Genomic DNA, 14,306 nt, shown 5'->3' on the forward strand with positions numbered 1-14,306 from the left:
ACCCCGCCACAAGAACGACCTGCCGCCGCTCGTCGCACCGACGCCGTACCGCCCCGCCGGTTCCGCCCTCCACAAGCCCGGAACCCGATACCACCTGGGGATCCTCCGGCAGTCATGGCACCTGCGACTTCGGACGGACGCGCCGAATGTGGAAGGATTTCTACGTGACTGAAGAGTTCCGATCCGCCTTCCAACGGGTGCTCGACACCGCCGCCGCCCAGGCCCCGGACTTCCCGGAGGCCGTGCACGACGTGTTCCGCCTCTCCACGCAGGTGCCGCACGAGGAGCTGGGCCACGCGATGGAGGCCCTCGCCCCCGTGCTCAGCGACTGCGAACAGGCCGCCGGCATCGCCGCGGACCTGTCCGTGCTGGCCGGCGCCCTCGTGGAGAACGGCGCCCCCGCGGGCCAGGTCGGTCTGGAGGTCCTGCGCCAGCTCGGCAGTTACGGGCAGGCCGCCGTCGCCTTCATGCACGCCTGGGACAAGACGGGCGGCGGACGCCTGCCCGAGCCCGGTGAGGTGTCCGGCACGGAGGAGAAACGCGTCGAAGAGGTCCTGGGCGAGAACGCGCCCCTGGCCACCATCGGGTGGTGGACGTCCCTGCGTTACGGCCTGGCCGCGAAGGCGATGCTCAGCGACGCAGGGGTGCGCGCGGCCGTGCGCGCGGACGGGGGCGCGCTCGAGGGTCTCACACAGATCGTGCACGCGCTCTCCATCCGCCTGCACGAGTTCGTCGAGCTGGGCGAACTCCTGCGCATGGCCGAGGTGGAGTACCTGCTCGTCCTGGACCGCGCGTCGTGGCGCGGGTTCCGTGTACGCGTCGACGGCCTGGGGGACAACTTCCAGCTGCAGACCCTGCTCGCGGACGCGCTCGTCGGCAAGGAGGGCCGCCGCCTTCCCGGCACCCGCCCGGACCCGCGGTGGACGGCTGCGTGCCTGGACGGCGCAGCCGATCCGCTGGCCGACGTGGTCACCGGTGAGTGGGACCTCGTGGGCGGCAACGGCGACTGGGTCGGCAACGACGCGGCCCCGGCCGACATCCCGGTGGTCGACGGGGAGCGGGTCCTGGTGTTGGAGCCGCAGTCGTTGACGTACTCGTGGCGGGCGGGTCGGCGCCATCCGCGTATCCCCGGTTCCCTCGAGGTGGTCGACGAGCTGACCGCGGACGAGGCGACGGCCTGGTGGTCGCGTATGCACCCCGCCGGGTCGGTGCGCCACCCGCAGGCGGCCGGTATCGAACGCGAGGAGGACGGGGATCCGCGCCCGCCGCTGCACTTCGGTGTGGCCGCACATTTCGCCGAGGCCGATCCCGGCCCGAGCTCGAGCCAGTTCGCTGCCCTGCCGCCGGAGCTGACGGACCCGCCGGCCGACCCGGACGCGTTCGGACCGGGTCCCTTCGGCCCGCACACGGTGTCGGAGGAGCTGGACGACGACCCCCCGCTCCCCGAGCCCGTCCCCGCTCCGACGTCCCGATCGGCACCGGAACCCGAGCCCGTCCCGGCTCCGGCGACCCGGTCGACACCGGAACCCGAGCCCCGGGAGACACCCGGCGCCCCGCTCCTCCCGCCCCTTCCCGAGGGCGTGGCGGACAGCTGGTCGTGGGCACCGTCGTGGAAGTGGCCGCCGCCTCCCGGGCAGTGAATCTTCCGGTGCGGTATGACACCTGTCATGGCCCCCGCCCCGCACAACACATGCGCGGGTCGTGACGGCGGTGTCTGTCCCACGCCCCGCACTCGACACCAGGATGGTGGGCATGACGACGGAGAGCACCACCCCCCCGCCCCTCCCGTGACGAGGCCCTGCGCGAGGCCGAGGAGACGTGGAAGGAAGAGGAGAACGAACGCGCCCAGGCCCATGTGCGCAACCTCAAGCCCTGGAGCGGCAAGGCACAGCGGCAGGACAAGATCCTGCTCTGGCTGGCCGTGGGGCTCCCGGCGTTCTTACTGCTCACGATACCGCTGCGCCCTCTCTTCATCGCCGACCACCCGGTGCCGCTGGCCCTGGTCACCGGCAGTTACGCGGCCATCGGTGCGGGTGGCGCGCTCGCGAGCATCGGCCAGGAGACGTTGTGGGTCGTGGTGCTGGCCGGGGTCATCGGCAAGATCAAGATCGACTGGCTGTTCTGGTGGGTGGGCCGCCGCTGGGGGCACGGCATCGTGCGATTCCTGGTGCAGGGTGAGCGGGCCCGGCGCTTCGTCGACCGCATGGAGTCCATGAACCCGTGGGTCATGCGGTTGGTGATCCTGTTCAGTTACCTGCCGGGGGTGCCGGGCGGGATCCCGCACATCATGGCCGGGGTCAGCGGGATGCGGTTGCGCACGTATCTGCTGTTGGACGCCCTGGGAGCGCTGATGGTGACGGCGGCGGTGGCCTGGATCGGTTTCTCGTCGGGGCAGACCGGGGTGGACCTCGTGCTCCTGGTCGACCGGTACGCGACATGGATCATGGTCGCGCTGATCTTCGCGATGGCGATGGTCCCTGGCTACATGGCTTCCCGGGACTCGAAGAAGCGCAGGGCGGCCGCCCTGGCAGCGGCGGCCGAGGCCTACGACGCCGAGACCGAGCGCCTGAACCGAAAGTGACCACCCTGTTGCTGATGGTCACTCGCGGGCCAGGGGTGCCGGACTAGCCTGGGACCGGAAATCCGACACCCCGGGGCCGGCCGGCTGCGCCGGGTGCGTAACGCAGACACTCAAGGAGATCCCGTCATGGGACAGCGACACTTCGATCTGGTGGTCCTCGGCGCTGGGCCGGGTGGGTACGTCGCAGCGATCCGGGCCGCCCAACTGGGGCTGAACACGGCCGTCGTCGAGGAGAAGTACTGGGGCGGGGTCTGCCTCAATGTGGGCTGCATCCCCTCCAAGGCGCTGCTGCGCAACGCCGAGCTCGCGCACCTGTTCCACAACGAGGCCGACACGTTCGGCATCGAGGTCGACGGGTCGGTACGGTTCGACTACGGCAAGGCGCACAGCCGTAGCCGTGAGGTCGCGGACGGCCGGGTCAAGGGCATCCACTTCCTCATGAAGAAGAACAAGATCACCCAGATGAACGGCCGCGGGACGTTCACCGACGACCACACCGTCGAGGTGCGCGGCGAGGACGGGTCCACCGAGACCGTCACGTTCGACAACGCGGTGATCGCGTCGGGCTCCTCCACCAAGCTCCTGCCCGGGACCCAGCTGTCGGACCGGGTCGTCACCTACGAGCAGCAGATTCTCGAGGAGAAACTCCCCGGGAGCATCGTCATCGCGGGTGCGGGCGCGATCGGCGTCGAGTTCGCCTACGTCATGGCCAACTACGGCGTGGACGTCACCGTCGTGGAGTTCCTCGACCGGTTGGTGCCGCTGGAGGACGAGGAGGTCTCCAAGGAGCTCGGCCGATCGTTCAAGAAACTCGGTGTCAAGGTCATGACCTCCACCCGGGTGGAGTCGGTCGAGGACACCGGATCCGGGGTGAAGGTACAGGTCACCACCACCGACGGCGAGTCGCAGACCCTGGAGGCCGACAAGCTGTTGCAGGCCATCGGGTTCTCCCCGAACGTCGAGGGGTTCGGCCTGGAGAGCGCCGGGGTGGAGCTGACCGAGCGCGGCGCCATCGCCATCGACGGCCGGGGCCGGACCAACGTGCCGCACATCTACGCGATCGGCGACGTGACCGCGAAGCTCATGCTGGCGCACACCGCGGAGGCGATGGGCATCGTCGCGTCCGAGACCATCGGGGGTGCGGAGACGCAGGAGATCGACTACCGGTTCATCCCGCGCGCCACCTACTGCCAGCCGCAGATCGCCGCCTTCGGTTACAGCGAGAGCGAGGCGCGCGAGGCCGGGTACGACGTGCAGGTCGCGAAGTTCCCGTTCATGGGCAACGGCAAGGCGCACGGGCTGGGCGACAGCCGCGGGTTCGTCAAGGTGCTCTCGGACGCGCGCTACGGGGAGATCATCGGCGCGCACATGATCGGACCGGACGTCACGGAGCTGCTTCCGGAACTGACACTGGCCCAGCAGTGGGACCTCACGGTGCACGAGGTCGCCCGCAACATCCACGCGCACCCGACGCTGAGCGAGGCGGTCAAGGAGGCCGTGCACGGCCTGGCCGGGCACATGATCAACTTCTGACACGGCCGGGGAGACCGCCCCGGGGCTGCATCACGCGGCCCAGGGCGGTCCCCCGGTACACCCCGGAGTTGCTAAGTTGCGTGTGTCCCCCGCCGGGCAGCTCCCCCGCCCGGGCAGCTTCCTCCCACCCGGCGCCCTCCCGACCCGAAAGCCACCCATGCGACTGATCCCGTCCACCCCCCTGGCGCCCCTGGGCGCGGCCGTCGCCGCCGTCGTCCTCCTCTCCGGCTGCGAGGGGAGCGACCTCGACCTCGACACCGACTTCTTCTCGAGCGAGGAGTCCCCCGACCCCAGCGAGAGTCCCTCCCCCGAGGACGACGAGGAAGGCGGAGAGGACGAGGACGGCGAGGACGAGGAGCAGGCCTCCGGGTACGGCCTCCCGCAGTCGTGCGAGGCCGCCGATGTCACCGGTGCCGCCGGTGCGCTGGCCCCGGGCACCGATCTGTCCGAGGAGAGCGGCGAGATCGACGACATCGACGGCGCCGCACAGGTCGCTTGCACCCTCAGCGGTGGCGGGGCCGGGTCCGGAACGCTCACCGTCGTCTTCACCGAGGGCGCCGACCCCAGCGCCAACCCCGACGTCATCCAGGTCCCGGGTGACGAGGAGGAGATGAACTGGGACGTGGACATCGACGTGGACGTGGACACCTACCACACCGACGAGTCCGACGACCTGGGCGGCGACCTGGAGTACGTGGGGGCGGTGGACGGTTCCTCCACGCACCTGTACCTGGAGCTGCCGGACGAGTTCTACGTGACCGCGATCGTCACGGGCGCCGACGTCGACCGCGAGGAGCTCGAGCGCGTGGTCCTGCAGGCCGCGGAGAACGCCCGCGGCTGACCCCCGCCGCACACCGAGGGGCCACCGACGGCGTCGGCGGCCCCTCTCGTCCGGCCACGGGGGAGCGGTCCCCGTAGGCGAGTGCTCAGTGTTCGACCGGGATCTCCTCGAACTCACCGAACGGGCCGGCGCGCAGGTTCATCTCCTCGACGTCCACAGCCGGTGCGGGGAAGACCGCGACCAGCTCGTAGGTGTTGCCGGGCTGGAGCATGTGGACCTCCTCCGCGAAGCTGCTGTAACGCCCCTCGCCGAAGTCCATCTGCGCCACGTACCGGGTCAGCCCGCTGTCGGGCTCGGCGAGCTGGAACCCGCCCAGCGTGCCCTTGTTGAACTGCTCGGGGCCGCCTGCGATGTTCTCCGAACCACCCAGTTCCGGCACGGTCGGCTCGTCGGTGGTGTTGGTCAGCGTGTACGTGCCGATCACGTAGGCGCCGTCGCGCCGCAGCGGGTGGATCTCCAGTTCCACGCCATCGGCCTCGCCCTCGTCGACCACGGGGCCGGGGTCGTCGCTGTAGGGCGCCGGCCAGGTGACGTTGCGCTGGGCGGCGCCGAGGCCGTCGTCGTCGTAGGCCTCTTCCTCCGACGTGTCCACGGTGGGGTTGAAGACGTAGGAGAACTCCACACGCCGGTTCCGGGCCCGGGCCTCGTCGTCGTCCGCGCCGCCCTCGCGGGCGACGGGTTCGTTCATGCCGCGGCCCTCGACCTCGAGGTCGTGGTCGGTGCCGAGCTCCTCGGCGAGCAGGTCGCGCACGCTCTCGGCGCGTTCCACCGACAGGTTGTCGTTGTAGGCGTCGTCGCCGATGCCGTCGGTGTGGCCGATGACGGTGATGGTCGGCTCGTCGGGGTCGACGTTCTGCGCGAGGGTCGTGGCGGCGCGGCGCACGACGTCCTCGGCGTCCCCTGTCAGGTCCGAACGGTCGAACTCGAACATCACGTCGGAGTGCAGGGAGATGATCTCCCGGTCGCCGTCGCGGGTGGTGGAGGCGACGTCGGAGTCGACGAAGCTCTGCACCCAGCCGTCGTCGGCCAGGGCATCGTCGTCCGGCGGACGGTTGGCGAAGGTGATGTTCTCGCCGCCCGCAGGGGGGCTGTCGGGGGTGAGGTGGTCGTCGGCGTTGGGGTTGTCGGGGGCGGGGGTCTCCTCGTCCACGTCCTGGACGGGGATGCCGGTCATCGCGCCGAGGCCGCTGCCGACGAAGGTGACCTGCTCGACGCTGTCGGGCAGGCGGGGGAAGTAGCGGATGAACTCGTTGGTGACGCCGTCGTGCACCGGGTACAGGCCGTCGCCGTTGGGGCTCTCCGATCCGTACTTGAGGCCCTCGTCGTCGAGGAACTGCCGGTACACGCGACCGGACATGGGGTCGACCAGGGTGTGCGCCATGCTCAGGTTGCGGTTGGCGCCGGCGAAGTCGTCGTCGTAGGTGACCTCGTACCGCATGACCGTGTAGTCGTCGGTGCGCTCCAGGGAGGTGACGGAGAAGGTCGTCTCGACGTCCTGTCCGGTGTCCTGGAAGATCCGGCCCTCGCGTTCGTAGGGGAAATCCTCCCTGACCGTCGGCGGGCCGTCTTCGAAGGTGTCCGACCACCAGTCCGAGACCGCGGTGCAACCGGTCAGCAGGAGGCTGCCCGAGACCATCAGCGCGACCACTGCGAGGGGCGTCTTCCGCGCCATGTGGGGGAACTCCGATCGTGTCTGAGGACGTACCTGCCATATCCTCCTGCACTCGCGCACGGGACCGGAACACGGCAGCGCCCCACCCGCCGCCACAAGCGCGGCACCGCACCATGAGCACGACAAGACGGGCGCTCCGACCAGGCAGGAGGCCGCCGACCCGGGGGCCGTCCGCGGTCCGCTGAAAAAAGTTCGGGATCGGACCCATCCGCCCCGCCCGGTGCCGCGAATACCTCATGTGAGCACAGAGACACGCGAGAGCGCACCCCAGGCACCCGGGCGGACCACCGCCACGGGGATCGCCGTCGGGCTGCTCACCGTCGGGGCGGCCCTGGCGGCCGCCGAACCGACCGCCGCCCTGGCCCGTACGGCACCCCCGGTGGTCGCCGTCGGGGACGCCCTGGTGGACAACAGCCCCCCGGCCGCGATGGAGCTTGCCATCGAGCTGTTCGGCACCGCCGACAAGCTCGTGCTGATGGCGGGTGTCGTGGTCGTACTGGTGGCTGCGGGTGCGGTTCTCGGTGTCGTGTCCCTGCGGCGGCCTCCGGCGGCGTTCGCCGGGCTGTTCCTGTTCGGCGCCGCAGGGATGCTCGCACTGTTCCTCCGCCGTGACGACGACGCCTGGGCCGTCCTGCCCGTCGTCGTCGCCGTGGCGGCGGGGGCCGCGGCCCTCGGGTTGCTCCTTCGGAGCCTGCCCGGGGCGTCGCGGGGCCGGGAGAGGAGAGAGCCGGGGAAACCGTCGGGGCCCGGGGCGAATGTGCCCGCCCCGGGACCGGCACGAGGGCAGGGAAGGCGTGGTTTCGCCCTCACCGCGGCCGGTGTGCTGGCCGCGTCCGGTTCCGCAGGGGTCCTCGGCCGTTGGCTCCCGTCGGTCCTGGAGGGGCCCGGATCGCGTGAGTCCCTCTCCCTCCCGGCCGCCCGGCACCCGTTGCCCGCCCTGCCCCGGGGTGTGGACCTCCGGGTTCCGGGGCTGTCCAGTTTCACCACCCCCAACCAGGACTTCTACCGCATCGACACGGCCCTGACCGTTCCGAGGCTCGACTCCACCCAATGGACACTCCGTGTGCACGGCATGGTCGACCGTCCCTTCGAGATCGACATGGACGAGCTGCTTTCGATGCCCCTCCAGGAAGCCGACATCACACTCACGTGCGTCTCGAACGAGATCGGGGGCGACCTGGTCGGCAACACCCGCTGGCTCGGGTTCCCGCTGGCCGAGCTGCTGCGCCGGGCCGGGGTGCAGTCGGGGGCCGACCAGATCCTCAGCACCTCCCAGGACGGCTGGACCTGCGGCACACCCACCGAGACGGTGATGGACGGCCGCGACGCCCTTCTGGCCGTGGGCATGGACGGCGTCCCCCTCCCCCACCGGCACGGTTTCCCCGCGCGCATGGTCGTGCCCGGCCTGTACGGCTACGTCAGTGCCACCAAGTGGGTCACCGACATGAAGCTGACCCGGTTCGCCGACGAAGAGGCGTACTGGGCCCAGCGCGACTGGGGCGTGCGCGCCCCCATCAAGACCATGTCCCGCGTCGACGTGCCGTCCCCCTTGGGGCGGGTGGATTCCGGCGAGGTGACGCTCGCCGGGGTCGCCTGGGCACAGACACGCGGCATCGATGCCGTCGAGGTCCGTGTGAACGACGGCGATTGGCAGGAAGCTGAACTTGCCCGGGTTCCAGGCCTGGACACCTGGGTGCAGTGGATCGCCGAGACCGAGCTGGAGCCGGGCATGCACAGCGCCGAGGTCCGCGCGACCGACGGCACCGGCTTCACCCAACCCGCCGAACGTGTGGACCCGTTGCCCGACGGAGCCACCGGTTGGCACCGGATCCGATTCACGGCCGAGTAGTCGGCGGCCACCCCGAGGCACAGAGCTTCGGGAACGCTGTTCACCGCAGATGAAGGAGATAACGATGATCCGCAAGAGCACACTGACCGTGACCGCCGCCAGTGCCGCCCTGGCCTTCGGCCTCAGCGCCTGTGGCGGCGACATGGGCGACGACGCCGAGGACGCCAACACCGGTGGTACCGAGGAGACCGAAGAGAACGGGATGGAGAACGGCCAGGAGGAGAACGGCGGCGACGAGGCCGCCGCCAACTTCGGCCCCGGCTGTGAAGAGGTGCCCGAGGAGGGTGAAGGCAGCTTCGACGGCATGGCCGAGGAGCCCGTGGCGACCGCCGCATCCAACAACCCGCTGCTGTCCACACTGACGGAGGCGGTCGAGGAGGCCGACCTGGTCGACACGCTGAACTCCGCCGAGGACGTCACGGTCTTCGCACCGACCGACGACGCGTTCGACGCGGTGCCCGACGAGGACCTGGACGCTCTCATGCAGGACCAGGAGCAGCTCACCGAGGTCCTCACCTACCACGTGGTCGAGGGCGTACAGGAGCCCGCCGACCTGGAAGAGGGCACGTTCACCTCGCTCCAGGGCGAGAACGTGACCACCGAGGGCTCCGGCGAGGACTTCACCGTCGACGGCGAGGCCCAGGTCGTCTGCGGCAACGTGCAGACCGCGAACGCCAACGTCTACATCATCGACTCCGTCCTCATGCCGGGTGAGGGCGAGGAAGGCGCCGAGGACGAGGGCGCCGAGGACACCCAGTAAGTTCCGCACCCTGCGGACATGATCGCCCGGGGTGGCCCGTGCGGTGAGGCCGGGTCACCCGGGCCCCCAGGGGCTCAGGCCCCGGGCCCCCACCACGCCGATCAGGAAGAGAACGCATGGACGAGGAAGCCGTGACCCCGCACCGGGTCGGGGCGAAGGCTCATGCGCCCCCCGCCCAGCAGCTCACCGAACTGCTGCGTCTGGTCGCCCGCGGCGACGAGGAGGCCTTCGGGAAGGTGTACGACCTGGTGAGCCCCACCGTCTACGGGCTGGTGCGGCGGGTCCTGCGCGACCCGGCCCAGTCCGAGGAGGTGGCCCAGGAAGTACTCGTCGAGGTGTGGCGCTCCGCCTGCCGGTACGACGAGCGCCGCGGCAGCCCTCAGGCCTGGGTCATGACCCTCGCCCACCGGCGGGCCGTGGACCGGGTCCGCTCCGAGCAGGCGGGGGTCGAGCGTGAACAGCGCGCCGCCACCGCCGAGGGCACGCGCCCCTACGACGAGGTCTCCGAGGAGGTGACCGACCGTATGGAGCGCGAACGTGTGCGGCGGTGCCTGGAGACCCTGACCGAGCTGCAGGGCCAGTCCGTCCACCTGGCCTTCTACGGCGGCTACACCTACCGCGAGGTGGCCCGCCTGCTGTCCACTCCGCTCGGTACCGTCAAGACGAGGATGCGGGACGGCTTGATCCGACTTCGAGACTGCCTGGGGGTGGACTGGTGAGGAGAACACTGAGCCAGGACCAGCACACACTCTCGGGTGCCTATGCCCTGGACGCCCTTCCCCCCGAGGAGAGCGTCCGTTTCGAGGACCACCTCGCCGAGTGCGACGCATGCGTCCAGGAGGTGCGCGGTTTCGCCGAGACCACGGCGCGCCTGGCGTCGGCGGCCGCGAGCCCGCCCCCGGAGGAACTGCGTTCCAAGGTGATGTCGGAGATCTCCCGGACCCGCCAGCTCGCCCCGCCTCCTGCCCGGATCGCCGAACCGCCGCGCCGTTGGGGTTGGGGCACGAGTCTGGCCCTGGCCGCCTGCCTGGTGGTGATCCTGGTGCTGGGCGGGCTCGTCTTCGACCAGGTCCGCCAGGTTCAGGAGCTGCGGGAGAACGAGCGCCAGATCGCCGCGGTGCTCTCCGCCCCGGACGCGGTGACCACCTCCGCCGAGGTGGACGAGGACGTGTCCGCCACGGTGGTGAGCTCACCGAGCACCGGTGATGTCGTCTTCAGCGCCCACGGCCTGCAGGAACTGCAGGACGAGGACTACCAGCTCTGGCTCACCCGCGACGACGGGTCCGTGTACTCGGCCGGTGTGCTGGACGTCGGCGACGGCGGTGAGGTGTCCCCGATGCTCGCCTCGGTCGAGGACCCCGGCACCGAGGGGGTCGCGGTGACCGTGGAGCCCGAGGGCGGCTCCGAACAACCCACGGACGACCCGATGATGGCGATGCCCTTCGACGAGGAGCCCGGCCAGGACTGACCGTCCAGGACGTCACCCCCGTGGCTCAGGCGGGGGTGACGTCCTCGGATCGGGGCAGGTTCCGCATCGTCGGTGTGAGGCTGATCAGCGCGGCCAGGCCCGACACCGCAGCCATCGACAGGAACACCAGCGTGGGCCCGGCCATGTCGAAGACGATGCCGACCGCGAGGATGCCCACCGGCTGGGACACCAGGCACAGGAACGACACCGCTCCCAGGACCCGCCCCTGCATGCCGTCGGGGACGGAGGTGGCGATGTACCCGAAGAAGACGGCGTTGACCGCGGGCACGAACGCGAAGACCGCGCCCACCAACAGCCCGAGACTGAGCACCCCGGGGGTCAGGGCCAGCGCGACCGCGCACACGGGGGCTCCCCAGGCGGCCAGGCGGAAGACCGTGGAGGGCCGCAGGAACCGCACCACGGCTCCGGCGGCGAGGGCACCCACGAGCCCCCCGGAACCGGCCAGGGACACCGTGAGCCCGATGGTGAAGTCGCCCGCGCCCTTGCTCTCCGCGGTCGCGATGATCGCCAGGACCGCCCCGGTGCTGGTGAAGGCCAGGTTGAAGCCGACGATCCACGCCATGAGGGGACGCAGGAGCCGGTTGCGGGCGATCACCCCGAACCCGCCCACGACCCAGGACACCTCCCAGGGGCTCGGGTCCTCGGGCGCGCGGGCCTGCATGGGTCTGCGGATCTGGAGCACGAGCACCGCCGAGACGAGGTAACTGAACGCCTCGGCGACAAAAGGCAAGGCCCGCCCGAGACCGAAGAGGCCGCCGGCGACCGGCGGCCCGAGTGCGGTGGTGGAGAAGAAGCGGATCTGGTTCTGTGCGGCGGCCTCGGCCACCTGGGAAGGTGGGACGAGCTGTTTGACCGCGGCCATCGCGACCGGGTTGGCCACGCCCATGAGCAGGGACGATGACACCGCGACGGCCGACACCACGGGCACCGTCGCGGCGCCGGAGACGACCAGGAGCGCGAACGCGGCCAGCAGCACCAGACGGCCGAAGTCGCAGACGAGCAGGACGAACCGGCGGTCGCACCGGTCGGCGATCGAGCCCCCGACCACGGAGGCGACCATCGCCGCGGTGACCTGGGCGGCGCCGATCGCCCCGGCGTGGGTGGCCGAACCCACCAGGAGCAGCACCAGGAGCGGGTAGGCGACCTCGCCGCTCTCCTTGCCCAGCCCGGCGAAGAACCGGCTCAGCCACAGCGCCTGGAAATCGCGGTTGCGGAGCAGCGGCGGCTCGGTGCCGGGGGCGGCGGGGTGGCGGCGCGGAGCCGTCCAGTGGAAATGGGGTCGCCGTCCGTCCGTGGTCATTGTTGTATCCCCCCGCTGCCCTGGGTGCCGAGACACGGCCGTGAGAGGCCTCGGCACCTCGGCCGCCGCCGACTCACGTGGAGGGGTCACCGGGCACTGAGCGGGAACGGGCCCGGGAGGGGATCCAGGAGGAAGGGGTCCTGGAAGCCATGGCTGAGGGGCGAGACCTGTGCGCCCCATTATGCGCGTGTTGGCCTTCTACGCGAACCTTTGCCGCATCACGTCCGCGCTGTCCTTCCCGGGACCGCCGTTCAGGGACGGGGGCGTGCGAGCCCCTCGGCCGCGGCCTCCACGGTCCACGGGGTGCGTTCGACCCAGGCCACGACCACGGCAACTGCGAGCGATCCGCCGGCCACGAGCACGTAGGACGGAGCCCACGTCCCGGCGAGCTCTCCGAGCAGGCCGAACAGGAGCGGCCCGCCCAGGGCCATGGCGCTGCCGGCGCCCTGGACGAACCCGGAGAGCGCCGCTGCCCCGCCGGGTGTGGTGCTGCGGGTGTTGATCATGGTCATGGTGACGACGAAGAGCCCGCACCCGGTGCCGAGCAGGACCGCCCACAGCGGGGTGAGCTCCGCCGGCCCCAGGGCGATGCCCGCGTAACCGGCGGCAAACCCGAACAGGCCCACGGCCACGATCGGGAAGGTGTTGGCCGAGCGCACCACGAGGGTGGGTGCCACGAGGCCGAAGAGCAGGGCCGTTCCGACCATGAGGGAGACCATCGCACCGGCGTGCGCCTCGGTGCGGCCCGCGTCGGTGAGCAGGCGGGGCAGCCAGGTGAAGAGCGTGAAGACGTTCCAGCTGACCATCCCGAAGAGCAGTGCGGTGCGCCAGGCCATGCCCACGCGCCACACCGGCCGGGCCAGGGCGGGTGCCGGGGGCACGGCCCCTGCGCCGGTCCGGGTACCGACCGCGGTGGGGCCGCGCCACTGGGCGGCCCACAGCACGGCGGCGACCATCGCGACGACGGCCCAGGCGCCGAGCGCGAACCGCCACCCGGCGGCCTCGGCCAGGGGCACGGCAACCAGCGGCGGGAAGAGCGCACCGATGTGGATGGCCACGAGCTGGACGGTGCTCAGCGCGGCCAGGCGGTCGGGGAAGTACTGCTTGATGAGCGGCGGAAGGACCACGTTGCCGAGTGCGGCGCCGGCCAGCGCGACCCCGGTGAGCACCAGGAGCGTCCCGGTGTCGGGCGCGAAGGCGCGCAGCGCCTGGCCGACGGCGGTCACGGACATGCTGAGCACGGCCGTGGCCTCGGGGCCGAGGCGGCGCATGATGGCCGGGGTGACCAGGCCGAACACGGCGAAGGCCACCGGCGGCAGGGTCCCGAACACACCGATGACGGCGGCGCCGAAGCCGAGTTCGCGGCCGACGGTGGTCAGCAGCGGCGACAGCGACGTCACCACCAGGCGCAGGTTCAGTGCCGCGCAGGCGATGGCGGCGAGGACGAGCACGCGTCCCCGCAGGGTCCCCGGTGCGGCGGTGGCCGGCGGGGTGTTCGCGGTGGCGGCCCGTACCGACGGTCGGTCGGTGGCCGCAGCGGAGGAAGGTCTCATGGCGACGACGGACATCCCTGGGTTTCTCGATGCTCCGTTGCATCACGTCGTGGTCGACCGGCGGCGCCGTTGCCTGCCCCGGAAGGATCTCTTCCTGGCGAGCCAAATACGACCTTTTCACCTGAATACTAAATGAGCTCCGGGTGTATACACAAACAACCGTATTTAATACGGATAGAATGGGCCCATGCCTGATCTCGACGAACTTGATACGGCGATCCTGGCCGAACTCCAGTCGGACGCACGGAAGACCAACCGGGACGTGGCGGCCGCGGTCGGCGCCTCACCCACCACGACCCTCGACCGCACCCGCGCACTGCGGGAGAAGGGTGTGATCCGCGGCTCGGTCCTGGACGTGGACCTCGACAGCATCGGACGCCCGGTGCAGGCGCTCATCACCGTGCGCCTCGACCGCCCCTCGCGGGCCCGAATCGAGGACTTCCGTGACTGGGTGTCCTCACTCCCCGAGACCCTCGCGGTCTTCGTCACCTCGGGCCAGGAGGACTTCATCGTGCACGTGGCCCTTCCGGACAACAACAGCCTGTACGCGTTCATGGTCGACCGGCTCACCGAACGCCCCGAGGTCGCCGACGTGCGGGCCTCGATCGTCTACGAGCACCTGCGCAACGACCGTGTGACCCCGGCGAACACCCGGCCCCGGAAGGACTGAGGACGCCGGGGGCGGGTCGGGGCGGCCCGGCGGCAGGTCTCTAGGCTGGCCGGGTCAC

The 14,306-nt window shown here is 70.9% G+C and carries 12 protein-coding genes; 9 read left to right on the plus strand and 3 right to left on the minus strand.

The window, feature by feature from the left end; all coding sequences use genetic code 11:
• Nucleotides 1–164 precede the first annotated feature (164 nt).
• The 4 genes from D474_RS0125570 (at nt 165) to D474_RS0125585 (ending at nt 4,955) form a co-directional block, all read left to right on the plus strand.
• Nucleotides 165–1,640, plus strand: a complete 1,476-nt coding sequence (locus D474_RS0125570) for a hypothetical protein (RefSeq protein ID WP_026118800.1) — start codon at nt 165–167, stop codon at nt 1,638–1,640.
• A gap of 215 nt (nt 1,641–1,855) precedes the next feature.
• Nucleotides 1,856–2,581, plus strand: a complete 726-nt coding sequence (locus tag D474_RS30090) for a DedA family protein (RefSeq protein WP_017616331.1) — start codon at nt 1,856–1,858, stop codon at nt 2,579–2,581.
• 126 nt (nt 2,582–2,707) lie between these two features.
• Nucleotides 2,708–4,114, plus strand: coding sequence for a dihydrolipoyl dehydrogenase (gene lpdA, locus D474_RS0125580; RefSeq protein WP_017616332.1), 1,407 nt, complete (start codon nt 2,708–2,710; stop codon nt 4,112–4,114).
• Between the two features lie 157 nt (nt 4,115–4,271).
• Nucleotides 4,272–4,955 (plus strand): hypothetical protein, encoded by a 684-nt coding sequence (locus D474_RS0125585; protein WP_017616333.1) that lies wholly within the window; start codon nt 4,272–4,274, stop codon nt 4,953–4,955.
• Nucleotides 4,956–5,040: 85 nt separating this feature from the next.
• On the opposite strand, the gene D474_RS0125590 is transcribed toward D474_RS0125585, so the two are convergent.
• The gene (locus tag D474_RS0125590) at nt 5,041–6,627 is read right to left on the minus strand and encodes an OmpA family protein (protein ID WP_017616334.1); all 1,587 of its coding nucleotides are present in this window, start codon (nt 6,625–6,627) and stop codon (nt 5,041–5,043) included.
• Between the two features lie 238 nt (nt 6,628–6,865).
• Here D474_RS0125590 and D474_RS0125595 point away from each other — a divergent pair, with 238 nt between their 5' ends.
• The 4 genes from D474_RS0125595 to D474_RS0125610 all read left to right on the plus strand — a co-directional run bounded on the left by D474_RS0125595 (nt 6,866) and on the right by D474_RS0125610 (nt 10,704).
• Nucleotides 6,866–8,476, plus strand: a complete 1,611-nt coding sequence (locus tag D474_RS0125595) for a molybdopterin-dependent oxidoreductase (protein WP_017616335.1) — start codon at nt 6,866–6,868, stop codon at nt 8,474–8,476.
• Nucleotides 8,477–8,540: 64 nt separating this feature from the next.
• Nucleotides 8,541–9,236, plus strand: a complete 696-nt coding sequence (locus D474_RS30095) for a fasciclin domain-containing protein (RefSeq protein ID WP_017616336.1) — start codon at nt 8,541–8,543, stop codon at nt 9,234–9,236.
• A gap of 116 nt (nt 9,237–9,352) precedes the next feature.
• Nucleotides 9,353–9,955 (plus strand): sigma-70 family RNA polymerase sigma factor, encoded by a 603-nt coding sequence (locus D474_RS0125605; protein WP_017616337.1) that lies wholly within the window; start codon nt 9,353–9,355, stop codon nt 9,953–9,955.
• A complete protein-coding gene (locus D474_RS0125610; protein ID WP_017616338.1) occupies nt 9,952–10,704 on the plus strand; it encodes an anti-sigma factor in 753 nt (250 codons plus the stop codon). The genes D474_RS0125605 and D474_RS0125610 overlap by 4 nt, the downstream gene beginning before the upstream one ends.
• Before the next feature lie 25 nt (nt 10,705–10,729).
• On the opposite strand, the gene D474_RS0125615 is transcribed toward D474_RS0125610, so the two are convergent.
• Nucleotides 10,730–12,025: an MFS transporter gene (locus D474_RS0125615; protein WP_017616339.1), complete on the minus strand. Its 1,296-nt coding sequence runs from the start codon at nt 12,023–12,025 to the stop codon at nt 10,730–10,732.
• 251 nt (nt 12,026–12,276) lie between these two features.
• The gene (locus D474_RS0125620; RefSeq protein WP_083932009.1) at nt 12,277–13,578 is read right to left on the minus strand and encodes an MFS transporter; all 1,302 of its coding nucleotides are present in this window, start codon (nt 13,576–13,578) and stop codon (nt 12,277–12,279) included.
• A 187-nt stretch (nt 13,579–13,765) separates the two neighbouring features.
• On the opposite strand from D474_RS0125620, the gene D474_RS0125625 reads away from it, so the two are divergent.
• Nucleotides 13,766–14,248: an Lrp/AsnC family transcriptional regulator gene (locus tag D474_RS0125625; RefSeq protein ID WP_017616341.1), complete on the plus strand. Its 483-nt coding sequence runs from the start codon at nt 13,766–13,768 to the stop codon at nt 14,246–14,248.
• Nucleotides 14,249–14,306 lie beyond the last annotated feature (58 nt).

The organism is Nocardiopsis salina YIM 90010, assembly GCF_000341025.1.
Lineage (GTDB): Bacteria > Actinomycetota > Actinomycetes > Streptosporangiales > Streptosporangiaceae > Nocardiopsis > Nocardiopsis salina.

Excerpts from the sequence above, each read along its gene's own strand:
- lpdA (WP_017616332.1), top strand. The coding sequence starts at position 2,708 with ATGGGACAGCGACACTTCGATCTGGTGGTCCTCGGCGCTGGGCCGGGT.
- D474_RS0125585 (WP_017616333.1), top strand. The coding sequence starts at position 4,272 with ATGCGACTGATCCCGTCCACCCCCCTGGCGCCCCTGGGCGCGGCCGTC.
- D474_RS0125590 (WP_017616334.1), bottom strand. The coding sequence starts at position 6,627 with ATGGCGCGGAAGACGCCCCTCGCAGTGGTCGCGCTGATGGTCTCGGGC.
- D474_RS30095 (WP_017616336.1), top strand. The coding sequence starts at position 8,541 with ATGATCCGCAAGAGCACACTGACCGTGACCGCCGCCAGTGCCGCCCTG.
- D474_RS0125605 (WP_017616337.1), top strand. The coding sequence starts at position 9,353 with ATGGACGAGGAAGCCGTGACCCCGCACCGGGTCGGGGCGAAGGCTCAT.
- D474_RS0125615 (WP_017616339.1), bottom strand. The coding sequence starts at position 12,025 with ATGACCACGGACGGACGGCGACCCCATTTCCACTGGACGGCTCCGCGC.
- D474_RS0125620 (WP_083932009.1), bottom strand. The coding sequence starts at position 13,578 with ATGAGACCTTCCTCCGCTGCGGCCACCGACCGACCGTCGGTACGGGCC.
- D474_RS0125625 (WP_017616341.1), top strand. The coding sequence starts at position 13,766 with ATGCCTGATCTCGACGAACTTGATACGGCGATCCTGGCCGAACTCCAG.